The sequence below is a fragment of the Streptomyces sp. NPDC089424 genome (assembly GCF_044749345.1).
Classification (GTDB): domain Bacteria; phylum Actinomycetota; class Actinomycetes; order Streptomycetales; family Streptomycetaceae; genus Streptomyces.
This window is the reverse complement of the sequence record NZ_JBIVHU010000003.1, coordinates 236441-256836: the sequence shown is the minus strand read 5'-3', so window position 1 is coordinate 256836 and position 20396 is coordinate 236441. Positions and strand designations below refer to the sequence as shown.

At 72.8% G+C, this 20396-nt stretch carries 21 protein-coding genes; 8 read left to right on the top strand and 13 right to left on the bottom strand.

Annotated features, from left to right (window positions below; translation table 11 throughout):
- Positions 1–54 precede the first annotated feature (54 nt).
- Positions 55–753 (top strand): O-methyltransferase, encoded by a 699-nt coding sequence (locus ACIP2X_RS16145; RefSeq protein WP_401674459.1) that lies wholly within the window; start codon positions 55–57, stop codon positions 751–753.
- A 156-nt stretch (positions 754–909) separates the two neighbouring features.
- On the opposite strand, the gene ACIP2X_RS16140 is transcribed toward ACIP2X_RS16145, so the two are convergent.
- On the bottom strand, positions 910–1077 hold the full coding sequence (locus ACIP2X_RS16140) for a DUF3117 domain-containing protein (protein ID WP_003966491.1): 168 nt from the start codon (positions 1075–1077) through the stop codon (positions 910–912).
- 381 nt (positions 1078–1458) lie between these two features.
- Between ACIP2X_RS16140 and ACIP2X_RS16135 the strand changes: the two genes are divergently transcribed.
- Positions 1459–2262, top strand: coding sequence for an enoyl-CoA hydratase/isomerase family protein (locus ACIP2X_RS16135; RefSeq protein WP_401672924.1), 804 nt, complete (start codon positions 1459–1461; stop codon positions 2260–2262).
- Between the two features lie 14 nt (positions 2263–2276).
- On the opposite strand, the gene ACIP2X_RS16130 is transcribed toward ACIP2X_RS16135, so the two are convergent.
- Both ACIP2X_RS16130 and ACIP2X_RS16125 read right to left on the bottom strand, forming a co-directional pair.
- Complete coding sequence (locus tag ACIP2X_RS16130) at positions 2277–2864, bottom strand: DNA-3-methyladenine glycosylase I (protein ID WP_401672922.1); 588 nt, start codon at positions 2862–2864, stop codon at positions 2277–2279.
- Positions 2861–3214 carry a DivIVA domain-containing protein gene (locus tag ACIP2X_RS16125; RefSeq protein WP_401672919.1) on the bottom strand — a complete coding sequence of 118 codons (354 nt, stop codon included), beginning with the start codon at positions 3212–3214 and terminating at the stop codon, positions 2861–2863. The genes ACIP2X_RS16130 and ACIP2X_RS16125 overlap by 4 nt, the downstream gene beginning before the upstream one ends.
- Positions 3215–3369: 155 nt before the next feature.
- Between ACIP2X_RS16125 and folP the strand changes: the two genes are divergently transcribed.
- Positions 3370–4230, top strand: a complete 861-nt coding sequence (gene folP, locus ACIP2X_RS16120) for a dihydropteroate synthase (RefSeq protein WP_401672917.1) — start codon at positions 3370–3372, stop codon at positions 4228–4230.
- A 235-nt stretch (positions 4231–4465) separates the two neighbouring features.
- Here the strand turns inward: folP and ACIP2X_RS16115 are convergent, their stop codons facing one another.
- The gene (locus tag ACIP2X_RS16115; protein ID WP_401672914.1) at positions 4466–5224 is read right to left on the bottom strand and encodes a TIGR00730 family Rossman fold protein; all 759 of its coding nucleotides are present in this window, start codon (positions 5222–5224) and stop codon (positions 4466–4468) included.
- A 128-nt stretch (positions 5225–5352) separates the two neighbouring features.
- Positions 5353–6432 carry a succinyl-diaminopimelate desuccinylase gene (gene dapE, locus ACIP2X_RS16110; RefSeq protein WP_401672911.1) on the bottom strand — a complete coding sequence of 360 codons (1080 nt, stop codon included), beginning with the start codon at positions 6430–6432 and terminating at the stop codon, positions 5353–5355.
- Between the two features lie 83 nt (positions 6433–6515).
- Between dapE and ACIP2X_RS16105 the strand changes: the two genes are divergently transcribed.
- Both ACIP2X_RS16105 and ACIP2X_RS16100 read left to right on the top strand, forming a co-directional pair.
- Positions 6516–7484: a heavy metal transporter gene (locus tag ACIP2X_RS16105; RefSeq protein WP_401672909.1), complete on the top strand. Its 969-nt coding sequence runs from the start codon at positions 6516–6518 to the stop codon at positions 7482–7484.
- Positions 7485–7823: 339 nt separating this feature from the next.
- Positions 7824–8270, top strand: a complete 447-nt coding sequence (locus tag ACIP2X_RS16100) for an ATP-binding protein (protein WP_401672907.1) — start codon at positions 7824–7826, stop codon at positions 8268–8270.
- 57 nt (positions 8271–8327) lie between these two features.
- On the opposite strand, the gene ACIP2X_RS16095 is transcribed toward ACIP2X_RS16100, so the two are convergent.
- Complete coding sequence (locus tag ACIP2X_RS16095) at positions 8328–9422, bottom strand: bifunctional succinyldiaminopimelate transaminase/glutamate-prephenate aminotransferase (RefSeq protein ID WP_401672904.1); 1095 nt, start codon at positions 9420–9422, stop codon at positions 8328–8330.
- A gap of 110 nt (positions 9423–9532) precedes the next feature.
- Positions 9533–9853: a ferredoxin gene (gene fdxA, locus ACIP2X_RS16090; protein WP_362249186.1), complete on the bottom strand. Its 321-nt coding sequence runs from the start codon at positions 9851–9853 to the stop codon at positions 9533–9535.
- Positions 9854–9993: 140 nt separating this feature from the next.
- Between fdxA and ACIP2X_RS16085 the strand changes: the two genes are divergently transcribed.
- Together ACIP2X_RS16085 and ACIP2X_RS16080 are read left to right on the top strand one after the other, a co-directional pair.
- Positions 9994–10992 (top strand): GNAT family N-acetyltransferase, encoded by a 999-nt coding sequence (locus ACIP2X_RS16085; protein ID WP_401674456.1) that lies wholly within the window; start codon positions 9994–9996, stop codon positions 10990–10992.
- A gap of 2 nt (positions 10993–10994) precedes the next feature.
- A complete protein-coding gene (locus ACIP2X_RS16080) occupies positions 10995–11858 on the top strand; it encodes a transglutaminase-like domain-containing protein (RefSeq protein ID WP_401672900.1) in 864 nt (287 codons plus the stop codon).
- A 286-nt stretch (positions 11859–12144) separates the two neighbouring features.
- Here ACIP2X_RS16080 and ACIP2X_RS16075 read toward each other — a convergent pair whose 3' ends face one another.
- From ACIP2X_RS16075 to ACIP2X_RS16060, 4 genes are all read right to left on the bottom strand, one after another.
- On the bottom strand, positions 12145–14304 hold the full coding sequence (locus ACIP2X_RS16075; protein ID WP_401672897.1) for a hypothetical protein: 2160 nt from the start codon (positions 14302–14304) through the stop codon (positions 12145–12147).
- A gap of 159 nt (positions 14305–14463) precedes the next feature.
- Positions 14464–14874 carry a DUF6113 family protein gene (locus ACIP2X_RS16070; RefSeq protein ID WP_401672895.1) on the bottom strand — a complete coding sequence of 137 codons (411 nt, stop codon included), beginning with the start codon at positions 14872–14874 and terminating at the stop codon, positions 14464–14466.
- Entirely contained in the window at positions 14871–15743 is an 873-nt protein-coding gene (gene mshB, locus ACIP2X_RS16065; RefSeq protein ID WP_401672892.1) for an N-acetyl-1-D-myo-inositol-2-amino-2-deoxy-alpha-D-glucopyranoside deacetylase, read from the bottom strand. The genes ACIP2X_RS16070 and mshB overlap by 4 nt, the downstream gene beginning before the upstream one ends.
- Positions 15744–15772: 29 nt before the next feature.
- Positions 15773–15967 (bottom strand): hypothetical protein, encoded by a 195-nt coding sequence (locus ACIP2X_RS16060; RefSeq protein ID WP_365455014.1) that lies wholly within the window; start codon positions 15965–15967, stop codon positions 15773–15775.
- 177 nt (positions 15968–16144) lie between these two features.
- On the opposite strand from ACIP2X_RS16060, the gene ACIP2X_RS16055 reads away from it, so the two are divergent.
- Complete coding sequence (locus ACIP2X_RS16055; protein WP_401672889.1) at positions 16145–18265, top strand: prolyl oligopeptidase family serine peptidase; 2121 nt, start codon at positions 16145–16147, stop codon at positions 18263–18265.
- Positions 18266–18383: 118 nt separating this feature from the next.
- Here ACIP2X_RS16055 and ACIP2X_RS16050 read toward each other — a convergent pair whose 3' ends face one another.
- Both ACIP2X_RS16050 and ACIP2X_RS16045 read right to left on the bottom strand, forming a co-directional pair.
- On the bottom strand, positions 18384–19421 hold the full coding sequence (locus ACIP2X_RS16050; protein ID WP_401672887.1) for an ABC transporter ATP-binding protein: 1038 nt from the start codon (positions 19419–19421) through the stop codon (positions 18384–18386).
- Positions 19402–20388 carry an ABC transporter ATP-binding protein gene (locus ACIP2X_RS16045; protein ID WP_401672885.1) on the bottom strand — a complete coding sequence of 329 codons (987 nt, stop codon included), beginning with the start codon at positions 20386–20388 and terminating at the stop codon, positions 19402–19404. Before ACIP2X_RS16045 ends, ACIP2X_RS16050 begins: the two co-directional genes overlap by 20 nt.
- Positions 20389–20396 lie beyond the last annotated feature (8 nt).

Sequence of the window (20396 nt, the reverse complement as noted above, 5' to 3'; positions counted from 1 at the left end):
TGATCCAACCGTGTCCCCCGCCGTCGTCTCCCACCCCTCTAAACGCCCGGTCCCATCTGCGGGTTCCCGGCACCAACGGATACAGTCACGCCCAGGCAACCACGGGGACAGGAGAGGGTCATTACCGGCAACCGGCTGACGAGCTGGGCGTTCGCCGACGCCTTTGTCGCCGAGGACGACGCGCTGCACTGGGCCCGGGAACGCGCCCGGGACGCAGGGCTGCGCTCGGTGTCGCCCGGCACGGGCGCCGCCCTGCGGTTGCTGGCCGCGTCCGTGGACGCCAAGGCGGTCGCCGAGATCGGCACCGGTACCGGCGTCTCCGGGATCCACCTGCTGCACGGCATGCGCGCGGACGGCGTGCTGACCACCGTCGACCCCGAGCCGGAGCACCAGCAGTTCGCCCGGCAGGCTTTCCGCGCGTCCGGGTTCGCGAGCAACCGGGCCCGGTTCATCCCCGGCCGCGCCCTGGAGGTGCTGCCCCGGCTCGCGGACGCCGGATACGACCTCGTCTTCTGCGACGGTGACCGGCTCGAGGTGCTGGACTACCTCGCTGAATCGTTGCGCCTGCTGCGGCCGGGCGGCCTGGTGGTGTTCGAGGGCGTCTTCGCCAACGGGCGCACGGTGGACTCGGGCCCGCAGCCCACCGAGGTGCTGCGGCTGCGGGAGCTGCTGCGCGCGGTGCGCGAGAGCCAGGAACTGGTGCCGTCGCTGCTGCCGGTCGGCGACGGACTGCTGTGCGCGGTCAAGCGCTGACTGGGCCTGCTCTGCTCCATTGCCCCTTTTCCGCCGGTGCGACGGCGCTCCATGGCGCGAATTCAGGGCGCGGCTGAGCGGAGAAAGCCGGGAATGCAGCGGCCCCGGCACCGGATGCGGTGCCGGGGCGGCTGAAAGGGTATGGTCGCCTCCGGGTCAGCCCACGACCTTCTTGAGGGCGTCGCCGAGCGCGTCGGCCTCGTCCGGGGTCAGCTCGACGACGAGCCGACCGCCGCCTTCGAGCGGAACGCGCATGACGATGCCCCGCCCCTCCTTGGTCACCTCGAGCGGGCCGTCACCCGTCCGCGGCTTCATGGCCGCCATGCTCGTTCCCCTTCCTGAAAACCAGCTCATCGTCAAGGCCGACGGCGCCCGCTGATGGGCACGCGCGGTCCGTGAAACAAGACACGCGACACCGGCATCGAACACATTGCTTCCAGGCCATTATCCCGCATCTCACGACCCGATGACCAACATCGGTCGGCATCGCTTGGGCAACGCGCGCGAGCAAAACCACTCAATTCGGCGATGTGACTGCGATACTGCGCAGCCGCATGGACTTCCGCCGACCGAAAACCGGGCCCAATTCTTTGACGCAGCTCACACGGACGCCCGGAGCCGTTGTCCGTGATCTCCGCCATGCTGTCCTCAGACGGGACGTACCGACCGGTACGCCCCGAGCCGCCGAACCGGAGGGGATACGCCATGGCCGACACCGTGCTCTACGAGGTGAACGACGGGCTGGCGACGATCACGCTGAACCGCCCCGAGGCGATGAACGCGCTGAACATCGAGACCAAGGTCGCGCTCCGGGACGCGGTACGGTCCGCGGCGGCCGACGACGCCGTGCGGGCGGTGCTGCTGACCGCGGCAGGTGACCGGGCGTTCTGCGTGGGCCAGGACCTCAAGGAGCACATCGGGCTGCTGGCCGAGGACCGGGAGGCGGGCGAGGGGCAGACCATGAGGACCGTCCGCGAGCACTACAACCCGATCGTCCGGGCCCTGACCGACATGGCGAAGCCCGTGGTCGCGGGCGTGAACGGGGTGGCCGCGGGAGCAGGCTTCGGCTTCGCGCTCGCCGCCGACCACCGGGTCGTGGCGGACACCGCGGCCTTCAACACCTCGTTCGCCGGCGTCGCGCTGACCGCCGACTCCGGCGTCTCCTGGACGCTGCCGCGCGTGGTCGGCCCCGGCCGCGCCACCGACCTGCTGCTCTTCCCGCGCAGCATCAAGGCGCAGGAGGCGTACGAGCTGGGCATCGCCAACCGGGTCGTGCCCGCGGCGGAGCTGCGCGCGGAGGCCGAGCAGGTGGCCCGCGCGCTCGCCGAGGGCCCGACGGTGGCGTACGCCGCGCTGAAGGAGGCCGTGGCCTACGGGTTCAGCCACTCCCTGGCCGAGACGCTGGAGAAGGAGGACGAGCTGCAGTCGCGGGCGGGGGCCTCGGAGGACCACCGGATCGCCGTGCAGGCGTTCGTGAACAAGGAGAAGCCGAAGTACCTGGGGCGCTGAGCCGCTCCGCCCGCTCAGCCGGCGCGGCGTGCGGCGCAGTCCGCCAGGTGGTCGTCGACCAGACCGCACGCCTGCATCAGCGCGTACGCCGTCGTCGGTCCCACGAAACGCAGGCCCCGCTTCTTCAGTGCCTTGGACAGGGCCGTCGACTCCGGGGTGACCGCGGGGACGTCGGCGAGGGTCTTGGGGACCGGGCGGGTGTCCTGGTCGGGGGCGTGCGACCAGATGAGGTCGTCCAGCTCACCGGGCTCCCAGCCGGCCAGCGCACGGGCGTTGGCCAGGGTGGCGTCGATCTTCGCGCGGTTGCGGATGATGCCGGCGTCGGCGAGGAGGCGCTCGCGGTCGTCGTCCGTGAAGGTGGCGACCGTGGCGATCCTGAAGTCGGCGAAGGCGGCGCGGAAGCCGGGGCGGCGGCGCAGGATCGTGATCCAGGACAGGCCGGACTGGAAGGCCTCCAGGGAGAGCCGCTCGAACAGCGCGTCGTCGCCGTGGACCGGGCGGCCCCACTCCTCGTCGTGGTACGCCACGTAGTCCGGCGTGGACAGGGCCCAGGGGCAGCGCCGCACGCCGTCCGGGCCGGCCACGGTGGCTCCGTCGGTCATCGCGGGCCCTCTTCCCGGCCGGGCTTGTCCATCGGGATGCGGGCCGCCGCCTGGGCGCCGGCCAGGGCGGACTCCAGGTCGGCGATCCGGGCGTCCCGCTCCGCGAGCTCGGCGGCGACGCGGTTCAGGGCGTCGTCGACGTCGGCCATGCGGTAGCCGCGGGCGGCCAGGGGGAAGCGCAGGGCGTCGATGTCCGTCCGGCCCACGGGTCGGTCCAGGGGCAGCGGGTCCTGCAGTCGCTCGGGCGCCGCCTCGGGCAGCGGGCCGTGCTCGCCGCCGCCGACCACCGCGAGGGTCACCGCGGCGACCACGACGGCGAGGGCGACGACCAGGAACAAGAACATAACCATCGCTGAGGTCCCCACGCGGAGTGTGGCGGCGCACCTGTGGCGTACGCCGGCATCGGATGTGTCAGGGTCCGATCGTGCCATGCGAGTCTGACAGTTAGGGTCACAGGCGGTCGTACAGGGCCGGGACCAGGACGAACGAGGAGAGGTCACACGGGATGCTCAGGCTGGGCAGGCGGGAGTTCGACCCGCGCGAGCCGGTGATCATGGCGATCGTCAACCGGACCCCGGACTCCTTCTACGACCAGGGGGCCACGTTCCGCGACGAGCCGGCGCTCGCCCGGGTGGAGCAGGCGGTGGCCGAAGGGGCCGCGATCATCGACATCGGCGGGGTCAAGGCGGGGCCCGGCGAGGAGGTGACCGCGCAGGAGGAGGCGCGGCGGACGGTCGGCTTCGTGGCCGAGGTGCGGCGCCGCTTCCCGGACGTGATCATCAGTGTGGACACCTGGCGGCACGACGTCGGCGAGGCCGTGTGCGAGGCCGGGGCGGATCTGCTGAACGACGCGTGGGGCGGGGTGGACCCGAGGCTCGCGGAGGTCGCCGCGCGGTACCGGGTGGGGCTGGTGTGCACCCATGCCGGTGGGGCGGAGCCGCGTACGCGGCCGCACCGGGTGACGTACGACGACGTCATGGCGGACATCCTGCGGGTGACGCTCGGGCTGGCCGAGCGGGCGGTCTCGCTGGGGGTCCCCCGGGAGTCCGTGATGATCGATCCCGGGCACGACTTCGGGAAGAACACGCGGCACAGCCTGGAGGCGACGCGGCGGCTGGGCGAGATGGTCGAGACCGGCTGGCCGGTGCTGGTGTCGCTGTCCAACAAGGACTTCGTCGGGGAGAGCCTGGACAGGCCGGTCAAGGAGCGGGTGATCGGGACGCTGGCCACGACGGCGGTGTCCGCGTGGCTGGGGGCGCAGGTGTACCGGGTGCATGAGGTGGGGGAGACCCGGCAGGTGCTGGAGATGGTGTCGGCGATCGGGGGGTGGGGTGGGCCTGCGGTGGCTCGGCGGGGGTTGGCCTGAGGCCGTTGCCATTGCCTTTGCCCACCCACCCGCCCGACTCGCTCGGACAAGAGGTGCCCCCCTCCGGGGCTCCGCCCCGGACCCCGACCTAGCCCACCCACCCGCCCGACTCGGTCGGACGAGAAGTGGGCCTCGCCGGGGCTCCGCCCCGGACCCCGCCGGGGACTCCGTCCCCTGGACCCCTGGCAAGGCTCCGTTCCCTGGGCCCTGGCGGGGCTCCGCCCGGACCCCGCGGCTAGCGGCCCGCCTCCTTCGACACCAGGGCCACCGCCTCGTCCACGTCGTCGGTGACGTGGAAGAGCTGGAGGTCCTTCGCCGCGGCCTTGCCCTGGGCGATCACGGTGTGGCGGAGCCAGTCGACCAGGCCGCCCCAGTAGTCGGTGCCGAAGAGCACGATGGGGAAGCGGGTGACCTTCTGGGTCTGGACCAGGGTCAGGGCCTCGAAGAGCTCGTCCAGGGTGCCCAGGCCGCCGGGGAGGACCACGAAGCCCTGTGCGTACTTCACGAACATCATCTTGCGGACGAAGAAGTAGCGGAAGTTCAGGCCGATGTCGACATAGGGGTTCAGACCCTGCTCGAAGGGCAGCTCGATGCCCAGGCCCACCGAGATGCCGCCCGCCTCGCTGGCGCCCTTGTTGGCCGCCTCCATCGCCCCGGGGCCGCCGCCGGTGATGACCGCGAAGCCCGCCTCCACGAGGCCCCGGCCCAGGCGGACGCCGACCTCGTACTCGGAGGACTCCACGGGCGTGCGGGCGGAGCCGAACACGCTGATCGCGGGCGGGAGTTCGGCGAGCGTGCCGAAGCCCTCGATGAACTCCGACTGGATGCGCAGGACGCGCCACGGGTCGGTGTGGACCCAGTCCGACGGGCCTCCGGCGTCCAGCAGCCGCTGGTCCGTCGTGCTCGCCGTCACCTGGTTGCGCCGTCGGAGGACCGGTCCGAGCCGCTGCTCCTCCGGCGGCTGCCGCTTTCCCTCAGGGTTGCCGGTGGCCATGTGTGCTCCCTCCGCTTGCGGGGTGTTTCCACCTCAGCGTAGATCCACGGCGGTAACAGAGGGGGGACATGTGCATGTCTGCAACGCAGCGCCCCTGAGGAAACCCTCCGGTGGACGCCCCGCCCCCCTCACTCCGTGAGCCAGGCCCGCAGCCGCTCCTCGCCGGCGAGGATCTTCGCCGTCTCCACCCGCTCGTCCCGCTTGTGCGCCAAGTGCGGGTTGCCGGGACCGTAGTTGACCGCCGGGACGCCGAGGGCGCTGAAGCGGGAGACGTCCGTCCAGCCGTACTTGGGCTGCGGGGTGCCGCCGACGGCCTCGATGAAGGCCGCCGCGGCCGGGTGCGACAGTCCGGGGAGAGCGGCTCCGCTGTGGTCGTCCACGACGAATTCGCTGACGCCGCAGTCCGCGAACACCTCGCGGACGTGTGCGACGGCCTCCTCCTCGGTGCGGTCCGGCGCGTAGCGGAAGTTGACCGTCACCACGCACTCGTCGGGGATGACGTTGCCGGCCACACCGCCGGAGACGCCGACCGCGTTCAGGCCCTCGCGGTACTCCAGTCCGTCGATCACCGGGTTACGGGGCTCGTAGGAGGCGAGCCGGGCCAGGATCGGGGCGGCCGCGTGGATCGCGTTGGAGCCCATCCAGCCGCGCGCCGAGTGCGCCCGCTCGCCCCTGGTCCTCAGCAGGACGCGCAGGGTGCCCTGGCAGCCGCCCTCGACCTGGCCGTCGGACGGCTCCAGGAGCACCGCGAAGTCACCCTCCAGCCACTCCGGGTGCGCCTCGGCGATGTGCTTGAGGCCGTTGAGGTCGGCGGCGACCTCCTCGTTGTCGTAGAAGACGAACGTCAGGTCGCGGTTCGGGTCCGGGACCGTCGCCGCGATACGCAGCTGGACCGCGACGCCCGCCTTCATGTCGCAGGTGCCGCAGCCCCACAGCACCCCGTTCTCGTCCAGCCGGGACGGCACGTTGCCGGCGATCGGCACCGTGTCGATGTGCCCGGCGAGGATCACGCGCTGGGACCGGCCCAGGCCGGTGCGGGCGACGACGTTGTTGCCGTACCGCTCGACGGCGAGGTGCGGCAGGTCCCGCAGCGCGTTCTCGATCGCGTCCGCGAGGGGCTTCTCGCTGCCGCTCTCCGACGGGAAGTCGACGAGCTGGGCGGTGAGCTGGGCGGCGTCCAGGGCGAGGTCAAGGGGGGAGTCGGCCATGGGTCGACCCTAGCGCTCCCCGGCCTGGGAGGACTTTCCGCGCATGCCTCCGGCCACTCCGTACTCTCCAGTACCTTGTACGCGTGCCAGAGCCGTCACCTCATCTTCAGCGCCGTGGCCGCCTTCTCCGAGTGGGGGCGGCCTTCGTCGTCCTGCTCGCGGTCGCGGGTTATCTCGTGGTGCAGTACGTCACGGGAGGCGCCGGCGGCCCGGGGTGCAAGGTCGTCTCCGCCGACGGCGACGGGGAGACGTACGAGTTCACCCCCGAGCAGGCCGTCAACGCGGCGACCGTCACCGCCGTCGGCACCGCGCGCGGGCTGCCCGAACGGGCCGTCACGATCGCCCTCGCGACGGCGCTGCAGGAGTCCGCGCTGCACAACATCGACCACGGCGACCGCGACTCGCTCGGCCTGTTCCAGCAGCGGCCCTCGCAGGGCTGGGGCACGCAGGAACAGATCATGGACCCGATCTACTCCGCGGGCATGTTCTACGACCATCTGGTCGACGTCCCCGGCTACACCCGGCTGCCCCTCACCGTCGCCGCGCAGCGCGTGCAGCGCAGCGGCTTCCCGCAGGCGTACGCCAAGCACGAGCCGGACGCCACCCTGCTCGCCGCCGCCCTCACGGGGCGCGCGGCCGCCACGCTGACCTGCGAGGGGCGGCCCGGCACCACCCCGACGGCCGGGCCGGACGCGGTGCGTTCCGCGCTGGTGCGGGACTTCGGCCGGGACGCGGTCCAACCGGCCGGGGCCGAGGTGGGCGCCCGTACGGCCTCCCCCACGCCGACCCTCGCCCCCGGGACCAGCGGGCGCACGGTGACGGTGCCGGTCGCCGAGGGCACCGACGGGCGCGGGGCGCGGGAGCGGGGCTGGCAGTACGCCCACTGGGCCGTGGCCAACGCTTCCTCGCTGCACATCGAGCGGGTCTCGTACGCCGGGCGGGAGTGGGTCGCGGGACACACCGACAGCCGGTGGCGCGCCATCGAGGACGCGAAGAACACGGACGGGGCCCAAGGCACCGCCGACACCGTCCGTATCGTCACTGCACGGTAGTGCGAGGGATCATCCCCACGGGTTACGTACGCCCCCTCGGGGCGGCCGGGTGCTCAGGTTTTCGCAGCCTCACCCCCGCATGTGCCAAAACCCTTGGGAACGCGGAGCCGTAAGGATTCGGCGGACTTTCGGACCGGGTGTTCTTTGCCCGTTTTTATCCGCAGCCGATAATGCGACGCATTGCCAACTCTTTACGTTGGCACGCCGCAACCTTCGCGGGCTTCGAGCGGTAGTCACTGCGTCCGAGCCCGGGGCACGAGGACGCGACCGACGACGTCGCGGAGTCAACTCCCGGGAAAGGCAGGACACTTCACCGTCATCTCCCGTCGAAGGAGCATCATGTCCCTCCCCCTGACCCGTCGGATCGCCCGTGCCGCGCTGCTTGTCGCAGCGGGAGCGGCTGCCGGGGTCGGTGCGGCCGGCTCCGCCAGCGCGGCCCCCGAGCTGCCCGCCACCGGCAACCTCGGCGGACTGACCGCCCTGGACGCGGCGAACGTCGGCAACACCGTCGACAGCACGGCGCAGAACGTCACCGGTGCCGCCGGCGACACCGGCAGCAAGGCCGTCAAGAAGGCCGTGCCCGCCGCGGGCAAGACCGGTGGCCAGGTCGCGAAGAAGGCCACGCCCGCGGTGCAGAAGGCCGCGGGTGACGCCGCCGGTGCCGCCGGGGCGGTCGTGGGCGACGCCGCGGCCAGCGCGACCAAGGGCGGGCTGCCGACGGACGGGCTGACCAAGGGCGGGCTGCCGGTGCAGACGCTGCCCACCAAGGGGCTGCCGCTCGGCTGAGTGCCGGACGCTCCACGCGAAGGGGCCCAGGGACGTCCCTGGGCCCCTTCGCCGTGCTCACGCGAGGCGCTTGACCGCCGCCGCGACCCGCTCATCCGAGGCCGTCAGGGCCACGCGCACGAAGTGCTCGCCCGCCCGGCCGTAGAAGTCGCCCGGCGCGACCAGGATGCCCAGGTCCGCGAGGTGGGCCACGGTGGTCCAGCAGGACTCGTCCCGGGTCGCCCACAGGTAGAGGCTGGCCTCGCTGTGCTCGATGCGGAAGCCGTGGCCCAGCAGGGCCTCGCGCAGCGCCGCGCGACGGGCCGCGTAGCGGTCGCGCTGCTCGCGGACGTGGACGTCGTCACCCAGCGCCGCCACCGCGGCCGCCTGCGTCGGCGCGGACGTCATCATGCCGCCGTGCTTGCGGATCTCCAGCAGCGGGCCGAGGACCGCCGGGTCGCCCGCGAGGAACGCGGCGCGGTAGCCCGCGAGGTTGGAGCGCTTGGACAGCGAGTGCACCGCGACGATGCCCTCGTACGAGCCGCCGTTGACGTCGGGGTGGAGGACCGAGACCGGGTCGGCCTCCCAGCCGAGTTCGAGGTAGCACTCGTCGGAGAAGACCAGGACGCCGTGCTCGCGGGCCCAGGCGACGATCCGGGTCAGCTCCTGCTTCGACAGCACCTTGCCCGTCGGGTTGGAGGGCGAGTTCAGCCAGAGGAGCTTCAGTCCCTGCGGGTCCAGGTCCGTCGGGTCGTCGTAGACCTCGTGCTCCGCGCGGGCCAGACGCGCGCCGACCTCGTACGTCGGGTACGCGAGGCGCGGGTGGGCGATCCGGTCGCCGGGGCCGAGGCCCAGCTGGGTCGGGAGCCACGCGACGAGTTCCTTGGAGCCGACGACCGGCAGGACGTGGTGGTGGGTGACGTCCTGGGCGCCGAGGCGGCGACGCAGCCAGCCGGTGATCGCGTCCCGCAGTTCGGGCGTGCCCCAGACGGTCGGGTAGCCGGGCGAGTCGGCGGCGGCGACGAGCGCCCGCTGGACCAGCTCGGGGACCGGGTCGACGGGGGTGCCGACGGAGAGGTCGACGATGCCGTCCGGGTGCGCGGCGGCCGTCTCCTTGTACGGCGCGAGCTTGTCCCAGGGAAAGGTGGGCAGGCGGTCGGAGACTGCGGACACGGTGTCTGGCTCTCTTTCTGGTGCGGCAAACGCCTCGGTCCCGTGCGTCCGCGATCGGGGTGATCGGGCCGTACGGGACCGAGGCGGCGCGGTTCGGGCCGCCTAAGGGGTCACTCGGCCTGCGGCGGCAGCGCGGCGACGAAGGGGTGGTCCCGCTCGATCAGGCCCAGCTTGCTCGCGCCACCGGGCGAGCCGAGCTCGTCGAAGAACTCGACGTTCGCCTTGTAGTAGTCCTTCCACTCCTCCGGAGTGTCGTCCTCGTAGAAGATCGCCTCGACCGGGCAGACCGGCTCACATGCCCCGCAGTCGACGCATTCGTCCGGGTGGATGTACAAGGACCGTGAGCCCTCGTAGATGCAGTCGACCGGGCACTCCTCGATGCACGCCTTGTCCTTGACGTCGACACAAGGCTGCGCGATGACGTAGGTCACGCTGTCGTTCCTCCTCGGTAGGGCGCCGGCGGGCCTCCTCAGGCTCCGCCGCCTGGCGCGCGGGAGCGCGGCGTCGTCGATGCCCGCCCCTAGTATCTCCGTTCCTGGGCATGATCCGAACAGGAGGGGTGAACCGACCTGTGGAAATATCGGCGGCTGGACGCCTTGAGGTCCGTATCACCACAGCTGACGTGGGCAAACGAGTCTCCGTACGGCGGTTGAGGGACGCTGGAGTCGCGGGGCGGAAATTCACCGACACGGTGGGTGTTCTCACATCCTGGGACGACGGTGTGCTCGTGATCACACGACGGGACGGCGAAAGCGTCCGGATCAGGGAGTCGGCGCTGGTCGCGGGGAAGGTGGTCCCGGCCGCGCCGGCCCGCCGCCGCGGTCCCGCCGCCTCCTACGAGGAGCTGGCCCGGGTCGCCGCGCGGGGCTGGCGACCACTGGAGAGCGAGCGGCTCGGCGCGTGGGAGCTGCGCGCCGCCGCCGGCTTCACCCGGTGCGCCAACTCGGTGCTGCCGCTCGGGGACCCGGGCGTGTCGCTCGACGAGGCGCTGGACGCCGTACGGCGCTGGTACGGCGTACGCGGCCTGCCCGCGTATCTGCAGACCGCCACCGGCGCCGAGGGCACCCAGGAACTGCTGTGCGCGGAGCTGGAGCGGCGCGGGTGGGTACGGGAGGTGTCCGCGGAGGTGTGGACCGGCGCCCTCGCGCCGCTCGCCGACCGGGCCGAGGGTGCCGGGGTGGTGCTGTCCCGGGAGGCGGACGCCGGGTGGCTGGCGCGGTATCAGCGCAAGGGGGTGAGCGAGGTGGCGCTGCGCGTGCTGGGGAGCGGTGCTTCGGTGTGGTTCGCGAGCGTTCCCGGTGAGGGTGGGACACCCGCCGCGATCGGGCGCTGCGTCGTCGACGGGCGGTGGGCCGGGTTCGCCGCCGTCGAGGTGGATCCCGCGCTGCGGCGGCGGGGACTGGCGAGCGAGGTGATGGCGGCACTGGCCCGGCGCGCGCTGGACGAGGGCGCGTCGGCGGCGTGGCTCCAGGTCGAGACGGACAATGCCGGTGCACGGTCGATGTACGCCGGGCTGGGCTTCAGCGCGCATCACACGTACCACCACTACCGGGAGCCGGAGGGCCGATAGCCATGCGTCCACCCTTCCCTCCACCGCCGGAGCGGACCGCGGACCTGCGCCGGCGGTTCGCCGAGGAGGCGCGGTCCGAGCGGCCCGACCTGGCGACGCTGTGCCTGCTCCTGGGGGCGCAGGCCGACCGGGGACTTGACGAGGCGGGCATCGACGCCGCGCAGGTGGAGCTGGACCGGCTGGCGGGGATGCTGCCGTTCCGGCCGGGCGGGGCGCGGGCCTGGGCCGGGGCGGTGCGGGACCTGCTCGGGGAGCGGTGCGGGTTCCGTGGCTCCGCCGCGGACTATCAGCGGCTGGAGTCGTCCCTGCTGCACGCCGTGCTGACGCGGCGGCGGGGGCTGCCGATCCTGCTGTCGGTGGTGTGGCTGGAGGTGGCCCGGCGGGCGGGCGCCCCGGTGTACGGCGTGGCGCTGCCCGGGCATTTCGTGGTCGGGTTCGGCGGGGCGCCGGGCGAGGCCGGGGAGCAGGTGCTGGCCGATCCGTTCGACGGGGGGCGGGTGCTCAGCGGGAACGACGCGGAGTTGCTGGTGGCGGGGGCCACCGGGGCGCCGCTGGATCCCTCGATGCTGGTGCCCGCGGATCCGCTGGAGGTGGTGGTGCGGATCCTGAACAACATCCGGGCGTGGGCCGCGGCGCGGGCCGAGCGGTCGGATGTGGCGCTGTGGGCGGTGGAGCTGTCGTTGCTGCTGCCCTCGCATCCGGCGCGGCTGCGGTACGAGCGGGCGCAGGTGCTGGTGCGGCGCGGGGAGTTCGAGGACGGGGCCGCGGAGTTGGACGCGTACGCGGAGGTGGTGGGGGTCGTGGACGAGGGGGCCGCGGAGAAGGTGCGCGGGGAGGCTCGGGCGGCGCGGGCGCTTCTCAATTAGCGCGAGTGCGGGGGGTTTTGGTCGGCGGTGCGGTGTGGGGGCTGGTCGCCGTGGGCGGGTGCGGGTGGGTGGGGGCCGGGCGCGCAGTTCCCCGCGCCCCTGAGGGGCGGTGCGCGCTGCGGCGTCGGCAGGGCGGCGTGGGGAGCGGAGGCCCGTGGGCGGGTGCGGGTGGGTTCCCCGCGCCCCTGAGGGGTGGTGCGCCTGGCCGCGTCGGCAGGGCGGCGTGGGGCCGGGCGCGCAGTTCCCTGCGGAGGGCACCCGGGGTGGGTGCCCTCCGCAGGGGGGGTCAGCTTGGGTTGGTTTCGATTGTGGCGACTCGGTTGGTCGTGCTCTTCAGGGCCGGGCGCAGGGCGCCGATCACGTCCTGGACGGTGACCGGGGTCTTCTGTCCGGTGCCCCGCGTGATGAGGACGCCGTCGAAGGTCGAACCGTAGAGCTCCTTCAGGGCCGCCTCGTCGTAGGTGTCGACGAGCTTGCCGTCGACCGCCTGGACGCGGAGGAACTTCCACAGCGACTTCTCGGGGCTGAAGGCGATCGAGTGGGCCGGGTCGGTCTGGACGGTGACTATGGCGGACATCGCCGGCTCGGCGAACTCCTTCATCATCCGGTCGACCTCGGCGTCGGGCACCGTCGGCTGCTTCGCGGTGGTCGGGACCTGGACCGGCGTGGCCGCCCCGGTCTCCACCTGGCTGCGGTAGGCCTGCTCGACGGCCTCGGTGGCCTGGTCGACGGCGATGCCCTTGCCGGCCTTGCCGTAGACGGCGACGGCCTTGCCGGACTCGAACTTGATGGTGCCGTCGCCGGCGCTGCCCGCGCCGCCCGCCGCGGTCTCCAGGGCGGAGTGCAGCTTCTCCTCGTCGACCGGCATGACCGGCTCGACGACCCGCTCCTGGCCGAAGAGCGAGCCGATCACGGAGACCGGGTTGTAGTCGCTGGTCGCGGCGGCGTCGACCGTGGCGTCGGTGTCGAACTGGAGCCCCGACTGGTCCGGCCTGAGGGAGAGGGTCTCGCCGTCGACGGACAGCTTCACCGGGTTGTCGACGCGGTCGCCGAGGGCCTGGTCGAGCGCCTTGACGGCGTCGTCGCGGGTGCCGCCGCCGATGTCCACGCCGAGCACGGTGGTGCCCTTGGGCACGTCGGAGTGGTTCATCAGCAGACCGGCGCCGTAGGCGACGCCGGCGACGGCGATGACGCCGCCGCTGAGCAGCACCAGCTTGTTGCGGCCCTTCTTTTTCTTCTTGGGCGCGGCCGGGGCAGGACTCTGCCGGGCCGGCTCGGGCCGCTTCGGCGGGGTGTGCGCCGCCGGACCGTCGGCGGGGGCGCCCGGCCCGAACGGCGTGCTCCGGTCGGCGGGCGGGACGACGGGGATGCCGCTGGTGAGGGTGTCCCCGGAGACGTTGTCCACGGGCACGCCGAACGGGCTGCCGGGCGGCGGCTCGGGGGCCGGCGGCTGCGGGGTGAGGATCGCGGTGTCGTCGCTCAGGGCGCCGCCGGGGCGCGGGGTCGCGCCGGGGCCGCTCGGCAGGGCGAGGGGGCTGCTGCCGGTGACGGGGCCACCGGTGGGGCCCGTGGGGGCCTGCGGGCCGGCCGGGCCGCCGTAGCCGCCACGGCCGTTCGGAACGGGCCGGCCGTCGGGGACGGCGCCCTGACCGCCGTACGGGCTCTGCGCGCCGTAGGGGTCCTGGCCGCCCTGACCGCCGTTCTGTCCGGGTTCGTTGAAGTACGGCAGGTCGTCGCGGCGCGGTTCGCCGGGCCGCGAGCCGTGGGCGCCCGCCGCGAGGGCCTCGGTGACGTCGAAGGAGCCGGTGCCGCCGCCGTGACCGGGGGCCACGGGACCGCCGGTGGCGCCCGGGAGGCCACCGCCCTGGGTGCCGCCGGGGCGGGAGCCGCCCGGCATGTTCATGGAGCCGACGACACCGCCGGGACGTGCGGCACCCGGAGCCGCGGGGGCGGCGGGAGCGGCCGGGGCGGCCGAACCCGTGGGCGTGCCCGCCCCGTTGGTGGCGCCACCGCCCTGACCGGGCTTGCCCTGACCGGACTTGCGCGGCGCGAACCAGTCGCTGGTCTTCTCCTCGGCGGGCTGGGGCCGTTGCTGCTCGGCCGTGGCCTCGGGGGCGCCCGGGGACGGGACCGCGCCCGGCGCCGGGGCCTGGGCGTCGCCGCCGTCGGCGTTCCCGGGGTGCTCGGCGCTGTCGGCGTTCTCCGCGTCGGCGACGGGCTTGCGCACGACGACCGGTGGAATGGGCCGTGAACCGGGGATGTTGATCCGGATCCGGGTCGTCAGCGTGGTCTCGGTCTTGCGCTCCTCGGCCCCTGCGCCCGAACGGCCCCTGTCCGCACCGTTGTCGGAAACCGTGGGGGTGCCGTAGGGCGGCGTGCCCGAGGGGTATGCGGTACCCCCGTGCCCGTTGGGCCCGGAGGACGGACTGTCAGTTTCACGACTCAAGGCAGGTTCTCCCGGTTGGCTCCACCGCCGGTTCCGACCTCATATACGCGGGCAGCGCGGCGGCGGCTCCACCATACTGGCCACTTCGCGCGGGTATCCCGCGACCGCTGGGGAAACCCACACGGGACTCGCACGAGCCCAGGACGGCGAACCGGTACGTCATTCGCCAAGTCGGACGGACCGGCCACCCGCGCGGGGCGCCGGAACGAGGGTGGCGCAGATCACAGCCACGGCCATGCCGCCGAGCAGGTAGGCGTAGGAGCCGACGCCCGCGGCGAAGAGGAAGTCCCCTTCGGGGCGGCTGGCGGTGAGCAGGATGACGGAGAGCATCCAGCCGGCCGCGCCCGCCACGGCTCCGGCCCGCCCCCCGGTCAGCCACGCGCCGCCGACGAACGCCCCGGCCGCGCCCACGAGCGCCAGCAGCAGCCCGCCCGGGAACCAGGCGGCCTGCACCAGTGACCCGGCGGCTCCGACCACCAGGCCGACCGCGAACAGGCCGAGGTAGGCCGCGAACCGCCCGGCGGAGGGGCCTCGCAGCGGCTGGGCGAGCGTCGGGGGCCGGTCGCTCACGACGCCACCTCGATCCCGGCGAACAGGTCCGTCTCGCGCCCCGAGGGGCCTTCGCCGCGCGCCGGTCCACCTCGCGCCAACTCGTAGTACTCCGTGCCGAACAGCGGCTGGGCGAGCTGGTTGGACAGCGCGAAGTACGGCTCGGCGACCTCGATCTGCGTGACGTGCGCGGCCATCGCGGCGGCCTTGGCGGCGGCGTACGCGGTGCCGTCGATCTCGGTGGTGATCCGCTCGTCCTCGACCACGCCGGGCACGTCGTCCGCCACCGCGCTCCGGGTGAAGGCGAGGCCGGGCAGGGCGTCCTGGAGGCGGTCGAAGGCGTCCTCGGCGATGGTGCGCGGGACGCGGTTCCAGTAGATCTTGGCGATGCCCAGGCCGGCCTCGGCGGCGAGGTCGGCGGCGCGCATGGCGATGCGGTGGGCCTGGATGTGGTCGGGGTGGCCGTAGCCGCCGTTCGGGTCGTAGGTGACGAGCACCTGGGGCCGTACCTCGCGGATCACCTCGACGAGCCGGGCGGCGGCCTCGTCGACGTCCGCCTGCCACAGGCAGCCGGGGTCGTCGTTGTCGGGCAGGCCCATCATCCCGGAGTCCCGGTAGCGGCCCGCCGCGCCGAGCTGGCGGAAGTCCTCGACGCCGAGTTCCCGCATGGCCGCGGTGAGCTCGCCCAGGCGGTGCTCGCCGAGGGCGGTGCCGCTCAGATGCCCGAGCTCGGGCGGGATGACCTCGCCGCGTTCACCGAGGGTGCAGGTGACCAGGGTCACCTGGGCACCCTCGGCCGCGTACCGGGCCATGGTCGCGCCGTTGTTGATCGACTCGTCGTCCGGGTGCGCGTGCACCAGCAGCAGACGCCGGGAGGGCCGTTCCGTCATGGACCCACCCTACGAGCAGTCCGGGCCGCTCAGAACTTGATGCCGCCGATCATGCCCGCGATGTTCGTGGTCAGCTCGCTGATCGTGGGCGCCACGGTGGACGACGCGAGGTAGAAGCCCAGCAGCATGCAGACCACCGCATGCCCTGCCTTCAGCCCCGACTTCTTGATCAGCAGGAAGACGATGATCGCCAGCAGCACCACCGCCGAAATCGAGAGTGCCACGGCGGCTCACCTCCAAGAACCGGGGATGTGGGGACAAACAGTGCGAGGAAACATGTAAATCCATACAGCGGCCAGCAGGTTCATACCCACGCAGCGCTAGTGATCATAACTATCCGTACGCGCGCATCGAATGGCGCACGGCCGCACAAGGGGGCGCATGGCCAATATGGTCGGGGCATGACCACCGAGCCTGACTCCTTCCCCCGACGGCACGCCCGCACCCAGCGGTTCACGCTCGGCGCGCCGCGTTCGTTCACCGTGGCTCCCGACGGTTCCCGTGTCGTCTTCCTGCGCTCGCACGCGGGCACGGACCGGGCGAACGCCCTGTGGGTGCTCGACCTGGCGGACTCCGCCGAGCGCCTGGCGGCCGACCCGCGCGACCTGCTGGGCGGGTCCGCGGAGCACCTCTCGCCCGAGGAACGGGCGCGCCGCGAGCGCAGCCGTGAGGGCGGCGCCGGCATCGTCGGCTACGCCACCGACACGGCCGTGGAGTTGGCCTCTTTCACCTTGTCAGGGCGGCTCTTCACGGCCGAACTGCGGGCCGGCACGGCGCGTGAACTCACCGTCCCCACCCCGGTGATCGACCCGCGCCCCTCCCCCGACGGGCGGCACGTCGCGTACGTCGCGCAGGGCGCGCTGCGGGTGATCGGCGCCGAGGGCGAGGGCGACCGGGCACTCGCGGAGCCGGACGGGGAGTCGGTTTCCTACGGTCTGGCCGAGTTCATCGCGGCGGAGGAAATGGGCCGTTCGCGAGGTTTCTGGTGGGCGCCGGAGTCGGACCGGCTGCTGGTGGCACGGGTGGACGACACGCCGGTGCGGCGGTGGTGGATCTCCGATCCGTCTCAGCCCGAACGTGATCCACAACACGTCCGCTATCCGGCTGCCGGGACGGAGAACGCGGACGTCCGGCTGTTCGTGCTCGACCTGGACGGCGCGCGCACCGAGGTGGTCTGGGACCGGGCGCGCTATCCGTATCTGGCGCGAGTGCACTGGTCAGCGGCGGGCGCACCGCTGATCCTGGTGCAGGCGCGTGACCAGCGCAGCCAGTTGTTCCTGGCGGTCGATCCGGACACGGGTGCGACCCGGATGGTGCACGCCGACGAAGATCCGATTTGGCTTGATCTTTTCCCCGGGGTGCCGTGCTGGTCCCCCTCGGGGCAGCTGGTGCGGATCGCCGACGAGGGCGGCGCGCGGGTCCTCGCGGTGGGCGAACGCCCTTTGACGGGACCGCAGTTGCACCTGCGCGCGGTGCTCGACGTGACGGCCGACGACGTGCTCGTGGCGGCCTCCGCCGGGGCGGAGGCGCCCGGTCCGGAGACCGGCGAGGTGCACGTCTACCGCGTGAACGAGCTGGGGGTCGAGCGTCTGTCGCAGGAGCCGGGCGTGCACTCGGCGGTGCGCGCAGGGGACGTGACCGTGCTCGTGTCGGCGACGCCGGATCGGCCGGGCACGACGGTGCGGGTGCTGCGCGCGGGCACGCAGGTGGCGACCGTCCCGTCGTACGCCGAGGATCCCGGTATGTCCCCGCGCGTGACCCTCACCTCAGGGGGCGCACGGGGGATTCCGTGCGCCGTGCTTATGCCGCAGGACTACCGAGGAGACACTTCCCTTCCGGTCCTCCTCGACCCCTACGGTGGTCCGCACGGTCAGCGCGTTCTCGCCGCCCACAACGCGCATCTGACCTCGCAGTGGTTCGCGGACCAGGGGTTCGCGGTGGTCGTCGCCGACGGGCGCGGCACGCCCGGCCGCTCCCCCGCCTGGGAGAAGGCGGTCCGGGACGACTTCACCCTCACCCTCGACGACCAGATCGAGGCACTGCAGGACCTCGCGAAGACCTACCCTCTGGACCTCACCCGGGTCGCCGTCCGCGGGTGGTCCTTCGGCGGCTGGCTGGCCGCCCTCGCCGTGCTGCGCAGGCCGGATGTGTTCCACGCGGGCATCGCCGGGGCCCCGGTGACGGACATGCGGCTCTACGACACGCACTACACGGAGCGCTACCTGGGCCATCCGGCCACGTCCCCGCAGGCGTACGCGAAGAACTCCCTGGTCACCGACGACGGACTGGCCTCGGCGGCGGAGCCGCACCGCCCGCTGATGATCGTGCACGGCCTGGCCGACGACAACGTGGTGGTCGCGCACGCCCTGCGGCTGTCGTCCGCCCTGCTCGCCGCCGGCCGCCCGCACGAGGTGCTCCCGCTGTCCGGCGTGACCCACATGACGCCGCAGGAACAGGTCGCCGAGAACCTGCTGCTGCTTCAGGTGGACTTCCTGAAGCGGTCGCTGGGCCTGCCCCGCTGAACGGCAACGGGCCGGGGGACATGGCGCCCCCGGCCCGTTCACGGCACCCGCACGGCCGTACGTCTCCGAGGGTGGCGGGTCCGCATATCGCCACCGGGTCCGCGGGGTTGCCTGTGTGTTACCGCGTCTCCCCCGGTGCGACGACCTGCTTCTCCTCCGCGAAGAGACAGGCCGAGGGATGCGCGGCCGGGCCGCCGGCCGAGCGGTACCCGGCCGGGACCTCCAGCGCCGGGACCTCCAGGGCGCAGCGTTCGCGCGCCTTGAAGCAGCGGGTGCGGAACCGGCAGCCGGACGGGATGTTCGTCGGGGAGGGCACGTCACCGGCGAGGATGATCCGCTCGCGGTGCTCCCGGGCCTCGGGGTCGGGCACGGGGACGGCGGAGAGCAGCGCCTGCGTGTAGGGATGCGTGGGGTGGTCGTAGATCTCGGCGTCCCGGCCGGTCTCCACGATCCGTCCGAGGTACATCACCGCGACCCGGTCCGAGATGTGCCGCACGATGGACAGGTCGTGCGCGATGAACACGTACGACAGGTCGAACTCGGCCTGGAGCCGCTCCATCAGGTTGATGACCTGCGCCTGCACCGACACGTCGAGGGCGGAGACGGGTTCGTCGGCGACGATGACCTCCGGGCGCAGCGCCAGCCCGCGGGCGATGCCGATGCGCTGCCGCTGGCCGCCGGAGAACTGGTGCGGATAGCGGTTGACGTACTCCGGGTTCAGTCCGACGACCTCCAGCAGCTCCTGCACCCGTCCGCGCCGGTCGCCCTTCGGGGCCACCTCGGGGTGGATCTCGTAGGGCTCACCGATGATGTCGCCCACCGTCATACGGGGGTTGAGCGAGGTGTACGGGTCCTGGAACACCATCTGGATGTTGCGCCGGACGGCCTTCAGCGCCTTGCCGGACAGTCCGGTGATGTCCTCGCCCTTGTACCGGATCACCCCGGCGGTCGGCCGCTCCAGGTTCACCAGCATCTTCGCGACCGTCGACTTGCCGCAGCCGGACTCCCCCACGATGCCGAGGGTCTCGCCCCGGTCCAGCGTGAAGTCGACGCCGTCGACGGCCTTCACCGAGCCGATCTGCCTGTGCCGGAGGATGCCCCGGGTGAGCGGGTAGTGCTTGACGAGGCCGCTGACCTCAAGAATCGGATCGGTCATCGAGGCACTCCCTCCAGAAGTGGCAGGCGCTGCCCCGCTCCCCGGACACCTCGTACAGCGGCGGCACGTCCGTCAGGCACACGTCCCGGGCCATCGGGCAGCGCGGGTGGAAGGCACAGCCCGGCGGGATGTCCAGGAGGCTGGGCGGCAGCCCCTTGACGGCGTGCAGCTCCCGGCCCTTGCGGTCCAGGCGCGGGATGGAGTCGAGCAGGCCGCGCGTGTACGGGTGGGCGGGCGCCTTGTAGATGTCGTGCACGGGTGCCGACTCCACGATCCGGCCCGCGTACATCACGGCGATCCGGTCGGCGACGTCGGCGACCACGCCCAGGTCGTGGGTGATCAGGATCAGGCCCATGTCCAGCTCGCGCCGCAACTCCGCGAGCAGCTCCATGACCTGGGCCTGGACCGTGACGTCGAGCGCGGTGGTGGGCTCGTCGGCGATGATCAGGGCCGGCTCCAGGGCGAGCGCCATGGCGATCATGATGCGCTGGCGCATCCCGCCGGAGAACTGGTGCGGGTACTGCCGCACCCGCTCCCTGGCCCCCGGGATGCGCACCCGGTCCATGAGCTCGACGGCCTCGGCCCGCGCGGCCTTCCTGGACATGCCCCGGTGCACGACGAACATCTCGCCGAGCTGGTCGCCCACCGTCAGCACGGGGTTGAGCGAGGACAGCGCGTCCTGGAAGATCATCGCCATCCCGGCGCCCCGCACCTTGCGCCGCTCCTCCTCCTTCAGCCGGAGCAGGTCCCTGCCCTGGAAGAGGACCTCGCCGCCGGTGATCCGGCCGGGGGGCGTGTCGAGGATGCCCATCACGGCCTGCGCGGTGACGGACTTGCCCGAGCCGGACTCCCCCAGCACCGCGAGCGTCTCGCCCGCGTCCACGTGGTAGGTGACGCCGTTGACGGCCTTGGCGACCCCGTCCCGGGTCCGGAACTCCACGTGCAGGTCACGTACGTCGAGCAGCATCCGGGCAC